Raw genomic sequence first — 16,413 nt, forward strand, 5'->3', positions numbered from 1 at the left:
ATGACCCGCCCCACCCCCGCCACGCACACCCAGCTCGACCAGTTGCTCACCGGTCTCGTCGACCGGGTCGCCGACGTCAGCCACGCCGTGGTCCTCTCCGAGGACGGACTGGTCGTCAGCAAGTCCACCGGGTTCCTGCGCGACGACGCGGAGCGCCTCGCGGCGACCGCGTCCGGCCTGATGAGCCTCAGCAAGGGCGTCAGCATGGACTTCCGCGGCGGCCCGGTGCGCCAGGCGCTCATCGAGATGGCCAACAGCTTCCTGATCCTGACCGCCGCCGGGCCGGGCGCCCATCTGGTCGTCCTGACCAGCCAGGGCGCGGACGTCGGCGTGGTGGCGTACCAGATGAACATGCTGGTGAAGAAGATCGGTGAGCATCTGAGCGCGGCACCGCGCGCGGGTGTCGTCGCCGTGTCCGACCGCGGCCAGTGAGGTGAGCGGAGGCGACGCGGCGGGCCGCCTGGTACGACCGTTCACCCTGACCGGCGGGCGGACCCGGCCGAGCCGCGCCGACTTCACCCTCATCACCACCGTGACCGCGGTCGAACCGCAGCCCGCCTGGGCCGGGCGGCTCCAGCCCGAGCACAGCCGCATCCTCAAACGGTGCGCGCGGCCGGTCGCCGTCGCGGAACTCGCCGCCCACCTCGACCTTCCGGTGAGCGTCGTCGTCATCCTGCTCTGCGACCTGCTGGAGGACGGCCGGATCACCGCCCGCCCGCCCCGCCCCGTCTCCGGCAGCACACCCGACCTGGAACTGCTGCGGAAGATGCGCGACGGCCTCGGCCGGCTCTAGGGCAGCCCTAGGTCCGGTCCGATCCACAGCCGTCGGGCCGGCCGGCTCTCCCGCTTCGACGAAAGGGCATCCCCGCCTCATGGCCAGCAAGATCGGCCGCCCGCTCCCCGGCTCTGCCGCCGGGGCGGTCGCCGCCCCCGACACCGTCAAGATCCTGATCGCCGGCGGGTTCGGCGTCGGCAAGACCACCATGGTCGGATCCGTCAGTGAGATCGTTCCGCTGCGCACGGAGGAACCGCTGACGGCCGCCGGCCTCGGCGTCGACGACCTCGACGGCATCGAGGAGAAACGGGCCACCACCGTCGCCCTGGACTTCGGCCGGATCAGCATCGGGCAGGACCTCGTGCTGTACCTGTTCGGCACCCCTGGGCAGCAGCGGTTCTGGTTCATGTGGAACGACCTGGCGATCGGCGCCCTGGGGGCGGTGGTCCTGGTCGATGTGCGCCGGCCGAGGTCCAGCTTCGCCGCCATCGACTTCTTCGAACGGCGGGGCATCCCGTTCGTGGTCGGCGTCAACGGGTTCCACGGCCGGCATCCGTACCCGGCCGATGACGTACGGGACGCGCTCGCGCTGCCGGCGGACACCCCGGTGCTGCTGTGCGACGCACGGGACCGCGCGTCGTGCCGGGACGTGCTGATCGCCCTGATCGACCGGCTGATCGCCGCCGCGGGCACCGGCAGCGAGGACCTCGCCGGCGACCGGTCCGGCTGACGTACACCGAAGGAGCCGGGGCCGCGGGAGTCGCCCGGGGAGGGTGAGGGCCAGGTCTGTCCGGACATGCTGTGGGTACCCGGGGCCGCGGGCGGTGGGCGGCGCGGAAGGGGCGAACGGTCCATGGCGGATGACAGGGTCCGACGGCTCACGGACTTCATCGAGCCGCTGCGGGTCGAACCCGGCTCGACGGTACGTCTGAAGGACGACTTCGACCCCGGCTACCGGGCGGGGCTGCGCAAGAAGCAGGACGGCGTCGAGTTGCTGCGCGCCGGAGTCGAGCTGCTCGCCGACTACCAGAGAAGGCTGGCCGCCCAGGACACCTTCGGCGTGCTGGTCTGCCTCCAGGGGCTGGACGCGGGAGGCAAGGACGGCACGATCCGGCATGTGATGAGCGGACTCAATCCGCAGGGCGTCCACGTGGCCGGGTTCAAGGTGCCCTCGGCGGAGGAACTGGACCACGACTATCTGTGGCGCTACGTCCGCCGGCTGCCCGCGCGCGGAGAGATCGGCATCTTCAACCGGTCCCACTACGAAGAGGTCCTGGTGGTGCGGGTGCATCCGGAGAACCTGACCCGGCAGAAGCTGCCCGCCGAGGCCCGGGGTCCGGAGGTCTGGGAGCGGCGCTACCGGGAGATCAACGACTGGGAGCGCCATCTGACGGACAACGGCTTCAGGATCGTGAAGCTGTTCCTCAACCTGTCCAGGGAAGAGCAGCGGATCCGTTTCCTCAAGCGCATCGACGTACCCGAGCGCAACTGGAAGTTCTCGCCGGCGGACGTCCGTGAACGCGCCCACTGGGACGCCTACCAGGAGGCGTTCTCCCAGATGTTGTCAGCGACCAGCACACCATGGGCTCCCTGGTATGTGATCCCGGCCGACCACAAGTGGTTCGCGCGCGCCTGCGCGGCGGCCGTACTGGTGCGCACCCTGTGGGACATCGACCCGCAGTACCCGGAGGTCGGCGCCGCGACCAAGCGTGAACTTGCCGAGGTGCGGCTGGAGTTGGAGCGGCAGGCACCCGAAGGGGCGGAGCCCGACCCGTACGCGGGGAAGGCCGGCAGGTCCGGGAACGGCAAGAAGACGCGCAAGGGCAGGAAGTCCGGCAGGGCGGGCGGCGGGTCAGCGTAGCCGCCGCAGGGCGGACCGCAGGGCGAAGGCCGTCGTCAGCTCCATCAGCCCGAGCAGGACCAGCCACAGACCGAGCAGCCGGGTCAGGACCACCGCGGAGGCGGCGGGCAGCGCGAGCACCACGATGCCCGCGGCGACACCCAGCACGCCCGCGGCGAGGAGGACTCCGCGGTGCGGCAGTGCCGTGAAGGAGACGGCCGTGTACAGCGTGAGCATGCCGGATACCAGCCAGGTCGCCCCGACGATCAGCGACAGCGCGGCGATCGTCTGCAACGGGTGGCGCAGGCACAGCACGCCGGCCAGGACGAACAGCAGGGCGACCAGCACCCCGGTGATCCGTTCGCCGTGCCCCTGCCCGGCGAAGGCGGTGACCAGCCGGAACGCCCCGCCCAGCAGCAGGTAGAGGCCGACGATGACGGCCAGCACCCGCAGGGTCTCGTTCGGCCAGACCAGGATCAGGACACCGGCCAGCAGGGTGACCAGGGCCGAGCCCAGGGTCCACAGCCAGGATGCGCCGAGGGCGGCCAGCACCTCCGCGACATCCCGGTCCTGTCCCGCCACGCCGGAACGCGGCTCCGGAGCGGAGGGATGCGGCTCCGATGCGCCGGGGCGCGGCTCCGGGGCGGAGGGATGTGGCTCCGGGGCGCCGGAGTGCGGCTCCGATACGCCGGGGTGCTGCCCCGGGGCGGAGGAGTGCGGCTCCGATGCGGAAGCGTGCGGCTCCGATGGGGAAGCGTGCGGCCCAGGCGCGGAGGGGTGTGGCCCCGGGGCGCCGGGGTGCGGGCCGGGTGGGGAGGCGTGCGGGCCGGGTGCGGCTCGTGGTCCCGGTCGAGGCTGTTCGGTCATGGCTCCTCCTCACCTGATCGTGCGGTTCGGGGCGGGGCCCCGACGGCACGGCGCTTCATTCCGGCAGCCGGCGCATCTCCAGGACGCACAGGCCCAGCGACTGGCACCGGGCCAGCAGCCCGTACAGGTGCGCCTCGTCCACCACCGGCCCGTACAGCAGGGTCTGGTCGGACACGAGCACGTGGTCGAGTTCGGGAAATGCCTCGGCGAGCGTCTTGGACAGATGCCCGTCGACGCGGATCTCGTACCGCATGAGCTGTTCTCCCCGCGGGTGGCGTGTACGCAGGCGAACTGTGCCCTCCCCCACGATCGTCCGCCCCGTGGGGAGCCCCGGCCTCACCCGGCACAGGTGATACCGCCGGGGCGCGGTGGCGCGGAAGCCGCGCGCAGGGTCGCCGTCACGCGGCCGGCCGCGGGGGTGCGGTGGCGGCGGGCCAGGAGGGTGTCGGCCGCCTCCTACGGCGCCGCGTCGGGGTGTGCGGGCGACCGGCGTGCCGTACGGCCACCGCGCCTCACAGCAGCCGCAGTGCGCGGGCCCGGCGCACCGCGTCCGCCCGCCGGTTGACCGAGAGCTTGCGGTAGACGCTCTTGAGGTGGGTCTTGACCGTGTTGACGGACACGTACAGGTCCGCCGCGATCTCCTCGGTGGACATGAGCTGCGCGAGCCTGCGCAGCACATCGCGTTCGCGCGGGCTCAGCTCCTCGACGACCGGGGCGGGCCGCCGGCCGGGCTCGTCGTGGGCGCCCCCGCCGCCCGCGGCGAGCCAGTCGTGGGCCGGGGCGGTGGCGAGCAGGGGCCGCAGCCACGGACCGGTTTCGCGGAACGGCCGGCGCAGCCGCTCGCGGTACGCCTCGCGCAGCGCCCGGGCGACCAGCCGGCGGGCGGCGGGGAGGTCCCCGGCCCGGTCGGCGGCCTCGGCCCGTACCAGGGTGGCCCGCACGGTCAGCGCGGGGCCGACCGGGCCCGCGGCCGGCAACGCGTCGAGCAGGCCGAGGGCCGCACGGCTGTCGCCCGTCGCGAGCCGGGCCCGTGCGGCCGCCACGGCGCAGTCGGGCAGGCGACGGGCGACGGGTTCCAGTGCCGTCGCCGCCGCGTGCGGATCGCCGTCGGCCAGCCGGGCGGCGGAGGCGATCAGCGCGGCGTGGTCCTCGGCCCAGGGGGAGGGGAGCACGGCCGTGACGTGGTTCGCGCAGGCGGCGACGGCGGCCTCCGGATCGCCCCGGGCCAGCAGCAGCCGGGCCGCGGCGAGGGCCCGGACCGCCGTCACGACGGGGTCCGCGGCGCCGTCGGCGTCCGCGGCGACCTCGTCGAGCAGGGCCTGGGCGGCGTCCAGTTCATCGCGTTCGACGGCCACGGCGGCCAGGACGAGCCTGCCGACGGCGGAGCGGGCGGGCCCGGGCAGCCCGTACCGGTCGGCCTCCCGCAGCGCGGCGAGCGCCCGCTGCTCCGCGCCGGCCGTCCGGCCGGCCAGCCAGTCGATCAGCGCGAGATGGCCGAGGGCGTCCTGGCGGGGCAGTGCGGTGGCGGCGCCGCCCGGACGGGTGACGGCCTCGGCGAGCGCGGCGCGCGCCTCCTCGACGTGCCCGGCCCACAGCCGCGCCGAGCCGACGTGCGCCAGCAGCAGGGCGAGCAGTTCGGGATGCCGGTCCAGGCGGTCGGCCGGCACGGACCGGCTCAGGTCCCGGGCGAGTGCGGCGGCCCGTTCGGCCCGGCCGGGCGAGCCCGTCAGGCGTGCGGCGAACGCCTCCAGGAGGGCGCAGCCGAGCCGGTCGGCCACATGGCCGGTGCTGTCGCCGTCGAGGAGTTCCGCGGCGTGGCGCAGCCTGGCCAGCCCACGGCCCAGGTCCCGGCCGGCCAACTCACGGGCCGCCAGGACGAGTTCCCGGGCGGGGCTGTCGGTTCCCGCGGTCATGCGGGCGAACGGCGAGCCCAGGTCGTCGGGGCAGCGGCCGGTGAACAGCCGGCCGATCGCGAGGTCGTCGACGAGTGCGCGGGCGGCGAACTCCCAGTCACCGGCGGCGCAGCCGTGGGCGAGCGTCTCCGTGAGCGATCCGGACCGGCTCAGCCAGCGTGCGGCCCTGCGGTGCAGTTCGGGCTCCAGGCCCGGGTGCCGCACCCGCAGATGGGTCCGCAGGATCTCCGCGAACAGCGGGTGCAGCCGGTACCAGGTCTGTCCGAGGGGCTCGATGAAGGCGTTCTCCCGGCGCAGCCGGACCAGGATCCGCTCGGCGTCGTACCGTCCGGTCAGCGCGTCGGCGAGCCCCGGCCGGAACCGTTCCACGACGCTCACGCGCAGCAGCAGGTCCTGCGTCCCTGCGGGCTGCCGGCTGAGCACTTCGGCGAGCAGATAGTCGGCGACGACGCTGTGTCCGGCCTCGAACTCCTTGAGGCAGCGCTCCGGGTCGGTGCTCTGCCGCGCGGCCAGGGCGCACAGGCGCAGTCCGGCGGCCCAGCCGCGGGTGCGGCGGACCAGGGCGTGCGCGGCGTCCTCGGTGAGCCGCAGGCCGTGGGACGCCAGCAGGGTGGCCGCCTCCTTGGGGGTGAACGCCAGTGCCGCGCCGCGGATCTCGGTGATGGTGCCGGCCGTCCGGTGCCGGTGCAGCGGGAGCAGTGGTTCGCTGCGGGTGACGAGGACCAGCCGCAGTCCGGCCGCCGCGTGGTGCAGCACGAACTCCAGTTGTTCGGCGATGTCCGCGCTGGGCACCCGCTCGAACGCGTCGATGACGACGATCGCGGGCTCGGCGCGGCCGCTCAGGTCGGCCGCGAGCCGGGCCAGCAGTGCCCGGTCGACGCTTGCGGGGTGTGCCGGGGAGCCGATGCCGGGCGACGGCCCAAGGCCGGCGGCCCGCAGGGACTGGAGCAGATACGCCCAGAACAGTCCGGGGGCCCGGTCCGCCGGGTCGGCGGTGAGCCAGGCCACCGGCCGGTCCCGGTGCGCGGCCCAGTCGGCGACCAGGAGCGTCTTGCCCGCGCCGGCCGGCCCGTCGACGAGCGTCAGCGGTGTGCCCAGGCCCTGGTCGAGGCGGTCGAGGAGGCGCGCGCGGCGCAGGAAGGTGGGGGGCCGTCGGGGGGCGGCGAAGCGGGTGCCGAGGAAGGGCTCGCCGCGGGGGTCGAGGCGCGGATCCGGTGCGGTGCGGTCCGGGTGCCCACTGGCCATGGCGCTCACCACCACCGTCCGTCAGGTCGTGGCCGACGGTCCTTCCGGTCAGTGTGTCAGCCGGGCCGGGCATGTGCACGCCGACCGATCCGTACGTACGTTCGATACATGACGTCCCGGTCCCGCCGTCGCGGCCGGAGTGCGCCGCCCCGGAACGAACGGCACGATGGAGCCGCGTACGGGTCACGCGGCCTTGACATCGAGCGAACTCCAGCTCCTAGCGTCACGGACAGCGAAGATCACACCCGACGGAAAGGCCGGAACTCAGATGGAACAGCGCAGTCTGCGGGATCTCCGGGTGTCCGCCATCGGCCTCGGCTGCATGGGGATGTCCGCGTTCTACGGCTCCACCGACCAGGACGAGGGTCTGCGGACCAGCCAGCACGCACTCGACCTGGGCATCGACTTCCTGGACACCGCGCAGATGTACGGGCCGCTCACCAACGAGTCGCTCGTCGGCCGCGCGATCAAGGGACATCGTGACGAGTACGCGTGCCACCGCGGCGTACCGCGAACTCGCCGCGCGTTCACGGCACTTCACCGCCGGTGACACCGCGCGCAGCCCGGACACCGTCCCGGGCGGCATGGGCGGGTCGGTGGCCGCGAGCCGCGGGGTGCGGCGCGGGCGGGGGCGCGGCGGCCGACCGCGTTGCCGCGGGCGACGATGTCACACGCCCGGGCGACGGCCTCGGCCCCGTAGGACAGGCGACCGCAGCCCAGTGCTGCCGCGTTCGAACAGCGGCTCGCCCAAGTGCCGCTCGACCGCTGGAGTCTGCGCCGGAGTTGCGTGCTCACCGCCGGCTGCGAACAGCCGAGGACGGACGCGGCCCGGCCCAGGCTCCCGGCATCGGCGATCGCGCGCAGCACCCCGCCCCCCCCCTCTTCACGACCCCCGGGAAAGATCAGATCGAGACGTGGTTACCATATGAGCGCCGCCTAGCTCGAAAGATAGATCTGTGACTGTCACCGAGGACTCGTTCACCAACTGGAAGAACCGCGAGGAGATCGCGGAGTCGATGATCCCGCTCATCGGGAAGCTGCACCGGGAGCGCGACGTCACCGTCCTGCTCCACAGCCGCTCCCTGGTGAACAAGTCGGTGGTCAGCATCCTCAAGACCCATCGGTTCGCCCGGCAGATCGCCGGCGAGGAGCTGTCCGTCACCGAGACCATGCCGTTCCTGCGGGCGCTGACCGCGCTGGACCTCGGCCCCTCCCAGATCGACCTCGGCATGCTCGCCGCGACGTACCGTGGCGACGGGCGGGGCCTGTCCGTCGCGGACTTCACCGCCGAGGCCGTCGCCGGTGCCACGGGCGCGAACAAGCTGGAGCGCCGCGAGGGCCGCGATGTCGTCCTCTACGGCTTCGGCCGCATCGGCCGGCTCGTCGCCCGCCTGCTCATCGAGAAGGCGGGGTCCGGCAGCGGTCTGCGGCTGCGCGCCATCGTCGTACGCGGGGACGCAGGCCGGGCGGCCGAGGACATCGTCAAGCGGGCCTCGCTGCTGCGCCGCGACTCCATCCACGGCCAGTTCCAGGGCACGATCACGGTCGACGAGGCGAACGGCACGATCATCGCCAACGGCAACGAGATCAAGGTGATCCACGCCGACGACCCCACGTCCGTGGACTACACGGCGTACGGCATCAAGGACGCCATCCTCATCGACAACACCGGCAGGTGGCGCGACCGCGCGGGCCTGTCACAGCATCTGCGCCCCGGCATCGACAAGGTCGTCCTCACCGCGCCCGGCAAGGGCGACGTCCCTAACATCGTGCATGGCGTCAACCACGACACGATCAAGCCGGACGAGCAGATCCTGTCGTGCGCGTCCTGCACCACCAACGCGATCGTTCCGCCGCTGAAGGCCATGGACGACGAGTACGGGGTGCTGCGGGGACACGTGGAGACCGTCCACTCCTTCACCAACGACCAGAATCTGCTGGACAATTACCACAAGTCCGAGCGCCGTGGCCGCTCGGCGCCGCTCAACATGGTCATCACCGAGACCGGTGCGGCCTCCGCGGTCGCCAAGGCGCTGCCCGACCTCAAGGCCGGTATCACGGGCAGTTCGATCCGGGTGCCGGTACCGGATGTCTCGATCGCGATCCTCAACCTGCAACTCGCCCGGCAAACCACCCGCGAGCAGGTGCTCGACCACCTCCGGAACGTGTCCCTGACCTCGCCGCTCAAGCGCCAGATCGACTTCATCAACGCGCCCGACGCGGTGTCCAGCGACTTCATCGGCTCGCGCCACGCCTCCATCGTGGATGCCGGCGCCACCAAGGTGGAGGGCGACAACGCGATCCTCTACCTCTGGTACGACAACGAGTTCGGCTACTCCTGCCAGGTCGTCCGGGTCGTCCAGCACGTCTCCGGTGTGGAGTACCCCACCTACCCGGCCCCGGCGGTCTGACCCGGCGGCGAGGCGAGCCGCCCTGGACCGTACGCACACCGCGCGATGCCGTCGACCACCACCGGTCGACGGCATCACACCTTTCGGCCCGTCGGCGTACTGCGCCCCACGACAACCGCGGCCCGGACGTGTGCCGGGCCGCGGGGCCGGGTCCCGGGCGTCAGACCAGGTGGGCGAAGACCACCAGGTTCTCCGTGTAGTCCCCGGCGGCGTGGTCGTAGTCCCCGGCGCAGGTGATCAGGCGTGCCTCGGCGCGGGGCGTGTCGGCGTAGACGCGGCGGCTCGGGAAGGCGTCCTTCTCGAACGTCTCGGCGCTGTCGACGACGAAGACGGCGTCCTTCCCGTCGGCGCGCCGCACCGTGAACCGGTCGCCGGTGGCCAGTTCCTCCAGTCCGGCGAAGACGGCGGCGGACGTCTTGGTGTCCACGTGTCCGGCGATGATCGCGGTGCCGGTCTCTCCAGGGGCGGCGCCCTTGGCGTACCAGCCGACGAGGTTCACGTCGTCGGCGGGCGGCGGCTGCAACTGCCCCGACGCGTTCAGGGAGAGATCGGTGAACGGGGCGTCGACATCGATCTTCGGGATGAGCAGCCGCGTCGGGCGGGCACGGGGCAGATGTTTTCCGGTCGGCCGGGAGAGGGACATGGCGCCCCCGGCGTGTACCGGGTCGACGTTGTGGTGTGTCTTCCCACCGATCAGGCCGGCGGCCAGAAGGACGATCGCGACACCCCACACCACCAGGCGCCCGGAGGATTGCGATCCCTGCTCGGCGGGGGTCGGGGACGAGTCGGGAGCTGCCATCGGACACCACCTCACTAGGGCACGGCAGCGCAGCGGTCACAACATGCGGGCTGTCGGCCGCCGGCACGAGCGCTCGGCGGCCGCGGCCCGTGGGTCGCCATTGCGGGTCAGAACACCGACCCGTTGGCGTGCTTGCGGCGCAGCGCGTAGACGCCGGTGCCGAGGAAGGCAACGACGGCCAGGCCGCCGGCGGTGACGCCCGAGGTGGCCAGTGCGCCGCCACCGGTGTGCATGCCGCCGTTGGGCCGGCCCTCCCGGTCGCCCCCGCTCCACGAGTCCTTGTTGCGTTCGCCGTCCGTGCCCTTCTCCTTGTCGTTGCCCTTGCCGAAGTTGTCCTTGTACGTCTCGGGGTCGAACCTGCTGGCGTCGCCGCTGTCCGCGTTCCAGCTGTCGTTCACGGCCGTGGTGAGCGCGCCGCCGCCCGTGTGCACGCCGCCCCGCGGCTCACCGCCCCGGTCGCCATGAGCCTTCACCGCCGCGAGGGCGCCGCCACCGGTGTGCACTCCACCGCGCGGCTCGTCGCGCCTGTCGTCGTCACCGCGTTTCGGCAGCGTGCTGAGCGCACCGCCACCGGTGTGCACACCACCACGCGGCTCACCACCCCGCTCCTCACCCCGGCCCTCGCCCTTGCTCCCCCTGTCCTCACCCTTCTCCCCATCCCTGTCCTCATCACCACGAGCCGGCAGCACCGTCAGCGCACCACCACCGGTGTGCACACCACCACGCGGCCGGTCGCTCTGGCCGTCGCCCCGGGCGTCCACCGAGGTGAGCGCGCCGCCGCCGGTGTGCAGTCCGCCCCGCGGCTCACCGCCTCGCTCCTCGTCACCGCGACCCGTCAGCGCGGTGAGGGCGCCACCGCCCGTGTGCAATCCGCCACGCGGCTCGTCGCGCCTGTTGTCGTTGCCGTTCTCCTTGTTGTACGAAGAATCACCGTGGCCTCCTTCCTCGCCGCCCGAGGCATGGGCGGCGGAGGCGGTGATCGCGATGGCGGCCGAGGCGACCGCCGTGGCCAGGATCATGCGAGCAGAATGCATCAGGACATCCTTCCGCCGTGGCGCGGGCAGCCGATACCGCATCAGCTGAGATCACCCGGGCTCCGACATGAACCACCGTCAAGCACACACTCCGCTCGCACCATCCGGGCCGCCCAGCCGGGTTACCGACGCACTCCACCCGGCCCACTGCGCCCCGATCCGGGGCACAGTGCCGGTATGACCCCACAGGACACGAGCCCTCTGGCCCGGGGCCGCGTAGCGACCCGGCTCCCCGCGCAGGACCTGGAGCGCGCGCGGCGCTTCTACTCCGACAAGCTCGGCCTGGAGCCGGTCGACGAACGACCCGGCGGCCTGCTCTACCGGTGCGCGTCCGGGGAGTTCCAGCTGTTCCGGTCGGCCGGCGCCTCGCCCGGAACGTTCACCCAGATGTCGTGGCAGGTCGACGACATCGAGACGGTCGTATCGGAACTGCGGCAACGCGGAGTGGTGTTCAAGGAGTTCGAGCTGGCCGCGGTGTACGGCGGCGGCCGGACGCGGGACGGGATCGCCGAGGTCCGGGGGCACTACCGGGGCACGGGCGCGCGGGGCGACCGCGGGGCCTGGTTCCGCGACAGCGAGGGGAACATGCTGAGCATCGGCCAACCGGTCTACTGACCCGCTGGTGACGCGCGGCGCGGCGCGACCGGTTCCGCTCAGTCCGCGAGCCCCGCGGCGACGGTCGCGCCCAGCTCCCAGCACGCCTCGATGTCACCCTTGGCGGGCTCGCCCGTCACGGTCACGGGCTCGGCCACGCGGCGCCAGCCGAGTCCGGTGGTGATCGACTCGATCCCGCGCACCGCCCCGGTGACGTCGTTCCCGCCGTGCACGTAGTAGCCGAAGGGCCGGCCGCGGGTCTCGTCCAGGCAGGGGTAGTAGACCTGGTCGAAGAAGTGCTTGAGGGCGCCGGACAGATAGCCGAGGTTCGCCGGGGTGCCGAGCAGATAGCCGTCCGCGGCCAGGACATCGCTCGCGGTCGCGGACAGCGCGGCCCGCCGCAGCACCCGTACGCCCTCGATCTCGGGTGTCGTGGCGCCCGCCACGACGGCCTCGAACATCGCCTGGCAGTGCGGCGACGGGGTGTGATGCACGATCAGCAAGGTAGCCACACCCCGCACCCTGCCGTGGCGGGCCTCCCGCGCGCAAAACGGCGCCCGGCGCGGCGCTCTGTGCGCCGGCCGGGCGCGCCGGATCCGGGCAGGCACGCCCGGAACCGGACGAGTGTGTCAGGCGCGCTGTCGCGTCCGGCGCAGGACCACGAAGCCCGCGATCACGAGCGCCGCGCCGAGCGCGCCCGGCCACAGCTGTGCGCCGGTGTCCGCGAGGCCGCCCTGGACTGCCTGGGGCGCCGGCTGGCCGGCCGCGGTGGGATCGCCTGCCTGCGGGGCGGCCGGGGTCCCGGCCGGTGCGGGCGCTGTCGTCCCGGTGCCGTCGCCGGCGTCCGCGCCGCCCGGTGCGGCGGCCGGGTCGGTACGCCCGGGCGAGGCCGTCGCATAGACCCGGGGTGCGGTGGTGCCGGAGACGGTGGGCGCTCCGGCGTCGGCCGGTTCGGTGACCGGCGTGTCAGCCGGGGGTGCGGTGGCCGGCGCTTCGGCCGGGGGTGCGGTGGCCGGCGTGTCGGCCGGGGGTGCGGTGGGCCGCTCGTCGGCGCTGCCGCCGGGTTCCGGCTTCGTGCCGGTGCCGTCCGTGGGGGCGGCGCTCGACGCCGGCGGCTCGCCGGGCTCGGGCTCTTCGCTCGGCGCGGGTGCGGCACCGGCGCCGCACGTCCTGCCGGTGTTGATGCAGTCCGTCATCTCCCGCATCAGGTCCTCGTCGAAGACGTTGATGAAGTCGCCGTGGTCCGTGACGGGCTTGTGCAACTGCTCGGGGAAGGAGTCCACGGCGAACAGCGGGACCGTGCGCCCGCCGTCGGCCAGGCTCGGCGCGTCGATGTCGTAGACGATGCGCTGCACCAGCTGCGGGATCGCCCGGAACCCCGCGGGGCAGCCGCCGTCGGCGGTGGTGAAGGCCACGTGCGTGCGGTGGTTGGCGCTGTCGGTGTTGCGACCGTCCCAGCAGCTCTGGAACGCGAAGGTGCGCACGACGTCGCTGCCGGCCGGGCACAGCGGGTACTTGTCCTTCAGCTGCCGGTCCTCGAACCCGGTGCAGCTCCAGGAGGCGTTGGCGTTCGCGGGGCCGTTGACGAACGCCTTCGCGTCTCCGGTGATGATCCGCAGCAGCCGCGGCATGGCCGTGACCTTCTCGCGCGGGTTGCCCCCGTAGGTGAGGGTGACCTGCTTGGGGGTGACGATCTGCCCGGCGTTGCCCTCAGTGCCGCCGCCGGGCGCGTCGGCGTCCCGCTCCCGGGTGCCGTTCTGCAGGCGCAGCACCGGCCAGTAGTACGAGGACTTGTCGCCCTTGTCCACGCAGCTGGTGTCCGCGCCCGCCAGGTCGTCGTCGCCGGCGAAGGCGTTGTTGGCCTGGTTGCCGATGTAGTCGTGGAAGTGGTGGGCGCCGTTGGAGACACCCGGGGCCACGATCACGTTGTCGGAGTTGAACAGGCCGTCCGCGTTGACACCGCAGTCGCTGGTGAAGCTGCCCCGGGAGGCGCCGGCGGCCGGTGGCGGGCTCTGGGGGCCGGGCCGGACCGTGGTGATGTCCTGGTAGTCCGAGGCGACCGGTCCGTTGCCCCCTTGACCACTGCCCTGGCCCGGCGCACCGCCGGCCTGGTCCTGACCGGCACCGTCCTGGTCCTGACCGGCGCCGTTCTGCTGCTGACCGGCGCCGTCCTGCTGTGCGGCGCCACCCTCGTCCCGGCCGCCGCCCGTGCCGTCGCCGGACCGGTCGTCGGCCGGGCGCAGGGTGCACTCGGCCAGTTCGTCAAGCCCCCGCGGGCCCTGTCCCGCCCGGTCGATCGCGTCGGTGATCCGGCCGATGGTCGCCGCCCGCTTCTCCTTGAGCGGGTCCATGAGGGCGCCGCCGGTGAACCCGGGGTCCTGGCGCCGGTCCTGCGGCGCCTCCTGGAGTTGCCGGTAGGCTGCCGCGATCTGCTCGTCCAGCAGGGCCAGTTCGCGGTCGACCTCCCCCCTGGCGGCGTCCGGCACGCTGGTCAGGCGCGTCCCGACGTCGGGGCAGTCGATCGTGGCCGCGCCCGCGGCCGACAGCGTGCCGTTCCCGCTCGGCTCCTGAGCCCCGCCTTCGGTGGCCGACGCGTAGACGTTCGCCGCTATCAGCCCACCTCCACCCAGCATCAGTGCGACCGCTGCGAAGGTCGCGCGCCGTGCGCCCGTCGGCCGTCTGCGCGTGTTGCGTCCCACGGAAGTACCCCTGCGTCTCAGGTCGTCTCGGCATGGAAATCCCCCACCCCATACGGACGCCGGCCCCCATGTGTTCAACCGCCCCACGGATTCATGGACACCTCATAGAGAACGCGACGCAGCGGCACCACCGTCAGCCTCGTCACCGGTCACAGCATGTGCGCGACTCATCCCGGAGCGCGACGCTTTCCCCGCCACCCAAGGTCCACATTTCATGAGAAACTGGTGTGAAAAGTCGCTCGAACGGATGCATTCCACTGGACGGCAGGGGCATGAAGGACGCGGATGACATCGACTACGCGGCTGTGTTCCAGGCACTGCCCGGCATGGTCGCCCTGCTGACGCCCGACCTCGTGTACACGGACGCCAGCGAGGAGTTCCTGCGCGCGTTCGGCCGCAAGCGGGAGGACGTGGTGGGCCGGCACCTGTCCGAGGTCTTCCCGGACAACCCGAACGAACCCGCCGCGACCGGCATGCGCAGCCTGGAGGCGTCCCTGCTGCGGGTGCTGGCCACCGGCGAGCGGGACGTGATGCCCCCGCAACGCTACGACCTCCAGCACCCCGACCGGCCCGGCCACCGGGACAGACGGTACTGGAGCCCGGTCAACGTTCCGGTGCTGGACCGGGACGGCAGGGTCGCCCTGTTGGTGCACCGGATCGAGGAGGCCACCGAACTCGTCCGGGTGCGGCCCGAGGCGGGAGCCGGCCCGGGTGAGGTGCCGGAGTCCGAGCTGTACCGGCGCGCCTGCACGCTCCAGGACGTCAATGAGCGGTTGCGTCAGGCGCATGCGCGCGAGCGCGAGGTGGCGCTCGCGCTGCAGCGGGCGATGCTGCCCGCGCCGCGGCAGATCGGCGCTCACCGGGCCGCCGTGCGGTACCGGCCCGCCGTCGGCGCGCTGAACGTGTGCGGGGACTGGTACGACCTCGTCGACCTGGTCGGCGGCGACCGCATCGGCGTATCGGTCGGCGACGTGGTCGGGCACGGCCTGGAAGCGGCCGGTGTCATGGGGCAGTTGCGCAGCGCCCTGAGCGCCGCCTCACGCGTCGCCGTGGGCCCCGCCGAGGCCCTGGACGTCCTGGGGCGCTACGCCCATGTGGTCGACGGCGCCGAATCGGCCACGGCGGTGACGACGTTCATCGACTTCGACGCGCACACCATCGCCTACAGCAGCGCGGGCCATCCGCCGCCTGCGCTCGTCCACGCCGACGGCCGTGTGGAGTTCCTCGACCGGGCGACCGATCCGCCGCTGGACGCCCGGCCCGATCCGCAGCCACGCCGGCAGGCCCTGACCACGTTCGGCCTCGGCGCGTCGCTGGTCCTGTACACCGACGGACTGATCGAGCGGCGGCGCGAGGACATCGACGCCGGTCTGGCCCGTCTCGCCGACTCCCTCGGCCGCCACCGCACCGCCGAACCGGAGGCTCTCGCCGACGTCGTACTGCGGGAGTTGCTGCCGCCCGAGGGTGCCACCGACGACACCGCGCTCATCGTCGTCAGGCTGTGACGGCCGGGCTCCCGGGCGGATCCCACACCGGCGTATCGGGCATTCCGCACTCCAACCTTCACACAGGGCACACAAGTTGGCTAGGTTGACGCCCAGGCCGCCCGGTCCACCCGGCGAACCCCGTCGGGCCGCGCGGCCTCCGCCGAGTCCGGTGGCCGCCGCGCCGACCGGAGCCGGGTACCCGACCGACGATGGCCGGCCCGACCGCCCTGCGGGCGGGGAGGCGTAGGGCACGCCTTCCGGAACCGTACGCGCGAACCCGGCAGCCGACTCGGCAGGCGGAGCACGGAAGGAGCGCGTCGCCCATGGCGCCGGAGAGCCGCGACGAGGTCCGGCAACGGATCGACAGCCTCTACGACCAGGCCGAGAACGCCACCGGGAACTACAACGCGACGCGTGCGATGACCGCCAGAACACGGGCGCGCGGTGTCCCGCTGCGCAAGCGGCCGGGCGGGCGCGGCGATCCCGCCCTCGACGAGGTCGCCCGGCAGTGGTTCGACGTGGCGCGCGCGAAGCTCGGTCCGACCGTTCCGGCCGTGCTCCCGGCCGACCGGATGCCCGAGCGGCCGACCGGAAACCGCCCCGGCCCCGCCCCGCGGGACGGCGGGCGGGAGGCCGCGGGCCGCGCCGTGCCCGAACTGCCCCCAGGACCGACCGGCCGCGCCGTCGCGGAACTGTCCGGCGGCTCGCTTCCGGCGCTGCCGGCCGGCCCGGCACCGGCACTGCCCGGC

At 73.2% G+C, this 16,413-nt stretch carries 15 protein-coding genes and 2 pseudogenes; 9 read left to right on the forward strand and 8 right to left on the reverse strand.

Features of this window, described 5'->3' with window-relative positions:
• The 4 genes from ABT245_RS41990 (at position 1) to ABT245_RS42005 (ending at position 2,636) form a co-directional block, all read left to right on the forward strand.
• Positions 1-432: a roadblock/LC7 domain-containing protein gene (locus ABT245_RS41990; protein WP_351745246.1), complete on the forward strand. Its 432-nt coding sequence runs from the start codon at positions 1-3 to the stop codon at positions 430-432.
• A gap of 1 nt (position 433) precedes the next feature.
• On the forward strand, positions 434-793 hold the full coding sequence (locus tag ABT245_RS41995) for a DUF742 domain-containing protein (RefSeq protein WP_351745249.1): 360 nt from the start codon (positions 434-436) through the stop codon (positions 791-793).
• Between the two features lie 79 nt (positions 794-872).
• A complete protein-coding gene (locus ABT245_RS42000) occupies positions 873-1,505 on the forward strand; it encodes a GTP-binding protein (protein WP_351745251.1) in 633 nt (210 codons plus the stop codon).
• A gap of 123 nt (positions 1,506-1,628) precedes the next feature.
• Positions 1,629-2,636, forward strand: a complete 1,008-nt coding sequence (locus ABT245_RS42005; RefSeq protein ID WP_351745254.1) for a polyphosphate kinase 2 family protein — start codon at positions 1,629-1,631, stop codon at positions 2,634-2,636.
• Here the strand turns inward: ABT245_RS42005 and ABT245_RS42010 are convergent.
• The 3 genes from ABT245_RS42010 to ABT245_RS42020 all read right to left on the reverse strand — a co-directional run bounded on the left by ABT245_RS42010 (position 2,628) and on the right by ABT245_RS42020 (position 6,640).
• Positions 2,628-3,197, reverse strand: coding sequence for an HdeD family acid-resistance protein (locus tag ABT245_RS42010; RefSeq protein ID WP_351745257.1), 570 nt, complete (start codon positions 3,195-3,197; stop codon positions 2,628-2,630). The two genes, ABT245_RS42005 and ABT245_RS42010, sit on opposite strands and share 9 nt — an antisense overlap.
• A gap of 340 nt (positions 3,198-3,537) precedes the next feature.
• The gene (locus ABT245_RS42015; RefSeq protein ID WP_351745260.1) at positions 3,538-3,735 is read right to left on the reverse strand and encodes a DUF8691 family protein; all 198 of its coding nucleotides are present in this window, start codon (positions 3,733-3,735) and stop codon (positions 3,538-3,540) included.
• Between the two features lie 259 nt (positions 3,736-3,994).
• On the reverse strand, positions 3,995-6,640 hold the full coding sequence (locus tag ABT245_RS42020) for a winged helix-turn-helix domain-containing protein (RefSeq protein WP_351745263.1): 2,646 nt from the start codon (positions 6,638-6,640) through the stop codon (positions 3,995-3,997).
• A gap of 268 nt (positions 6,641-6,908) precedes the next feature.
• Here ABT245_RS42020 and ABT245_RS42025 point away from each other — a divergent pair.
• Positions 6,909-7,130 (forward strand): annotated as a pseudogene (locus ABT245_RS42025) (aldo/keto reductase); the annotation flags it as partial.
• 47 nt (positions 7,131-7,177) lie between these two features.
• Here ABT245_RS42025 and ABT245_RS42030 read toward each other — a convergent pair.
• Positions 7,178-7,507: a LysR family transcriptional regulator gene (locus ABT245_RS42030; RefSeq protein WP_351745265.1), complete on the reverse strand. Its 330-nt coding sequence runs from the start codon at positions 7,505-7,507 to the stop codon at positions 7,178-7,180.
• 89 nt (positions 7,508-7,596) lie between these two features.
• Here ABT245_RS42030 and ABT245_RS42035 point away from each other — a divergent pair, with 89 nt between their 5' ends.
• Complete coding sequence (locus ABT245_RS42035) at positions 7,597-9,051, forward strand: glyceraldehyde-3-phosphate dehydrogenase (protein ID WP_351745268.1); 1,455 nt, start codon at positions 7,597-7,599, stop codon at positions 9,049-9,051.
• Between the two features lie 160 nt (positions 9,052-9,211).
• Here the strand turns inward: ABT245_RS42035 and ABT245_RS42040 are convergent, their stop codons facing one another.
• Positions 9,212-9,850 (reverse strand): class F sortase, encoded by a 639-nt coding sequence (locus ABT245_RS42040; RefSeq protein ID WP_351745271.1) that lies wholly within the window; start codon positions 9,848-9,850, stop codon positions 9,212-9,214.
• A 107-nt stretch (positions 9,851-9,957) separates the two neighbouring features.
• A complete protein-coding gene (locus tag ABT245_RS42045; protein ID WP_351745274.1) occupies positions 9,958-10,884 on the reverse strand; it encodes a hypothetical protein in 927 nt (308 codons plus the stop codon).
• 177 nt (positions 10,885-11,061) lie between these two features.
• Here ABT245_RS42045 and ABT245_RS42050 point away from each other — a divergent pair, with 177 nt between their 5' ends.
• The gene (locus ABT245_RS42050) at positions 11,062-11,499 is read left to right on the forward strand and encodes a VOC family protein (protein ID WP_351745276.1); all 438 of its coding nucleotides are present in this window, start codon (positions 11,062-11,064) and stop codon (positions 11,497-11,499) included.
• A 38-nt stretch (positions 11,500-11,537) separates the two neighbouring features.
• Here the strand turns inward: ABT245_RS42050 and ABT245_RS42055 are convergent, their stop codons facing one another.
• Together ABT245_RS42055 and ABT245_RS42060 are read right to left on the reverse strand one after the other, a co-directional pair.
• Complete coding sequence (locus ABT245_RS42055) at positions 11,538-11,990, reverse strand: flavodoxin family protein (protein WP_351745278.1); 453 nt, start codon at positions 11,988-11,990, stop codon at positions 11,538-11,540.
• 117 nt (positions 11,991-12,107) lie between these two features.
• Positions 12,108-14,111 carry a DUF1996 domain-containing protein gene (locus ABT245_RS42060; protein ID WP_351745285.1) on the reverse strand — a complete coding sequence of 668 codons (2,004 nt, stop codon included), beginning with the start codon at positions 14,109-14,111 and terminating at the stop codon, positions 12,108-12,110.
• A 338-nt stretch (positions 14,112-14,449) separates the two neighbouring features.
• Here ABT245_RS42060 and ABT245_RS42065 point away from each other — a divergent pair, with 338 nt between their 5' ends.
• Together ABT245_RS42065 and ABT245_RS42070 are read left to right on the forward strand one after the other, a co-directional pair.
• On the forward strand, positions 14,450-15,682 hold the full coding sequence (locus ABT245_RS42065; protein WP_351745280.1) for a PP2C family protein-serine/threonine phosphatase: 1,233 nt from the start codon (positions 14,450-14,452) through the stop codon (positions 15,680-15,682).
• 305 nt (positions 15,683-15,987) lie between these two features.
• Positions 15,988-16,413, forward strand: a pseudogene (locus ABT245_RS42070) (C40 family peptidase); the annotation flags it as partial.

This window comes from Streptomyces sp. NPDC001508 (assembly GCF_040298665.1).
Lineage (GTDB): Bacteria > Actinomycetota > Actinomycetes > Streptomycetales > Streptomycetaceae > Streptomyces.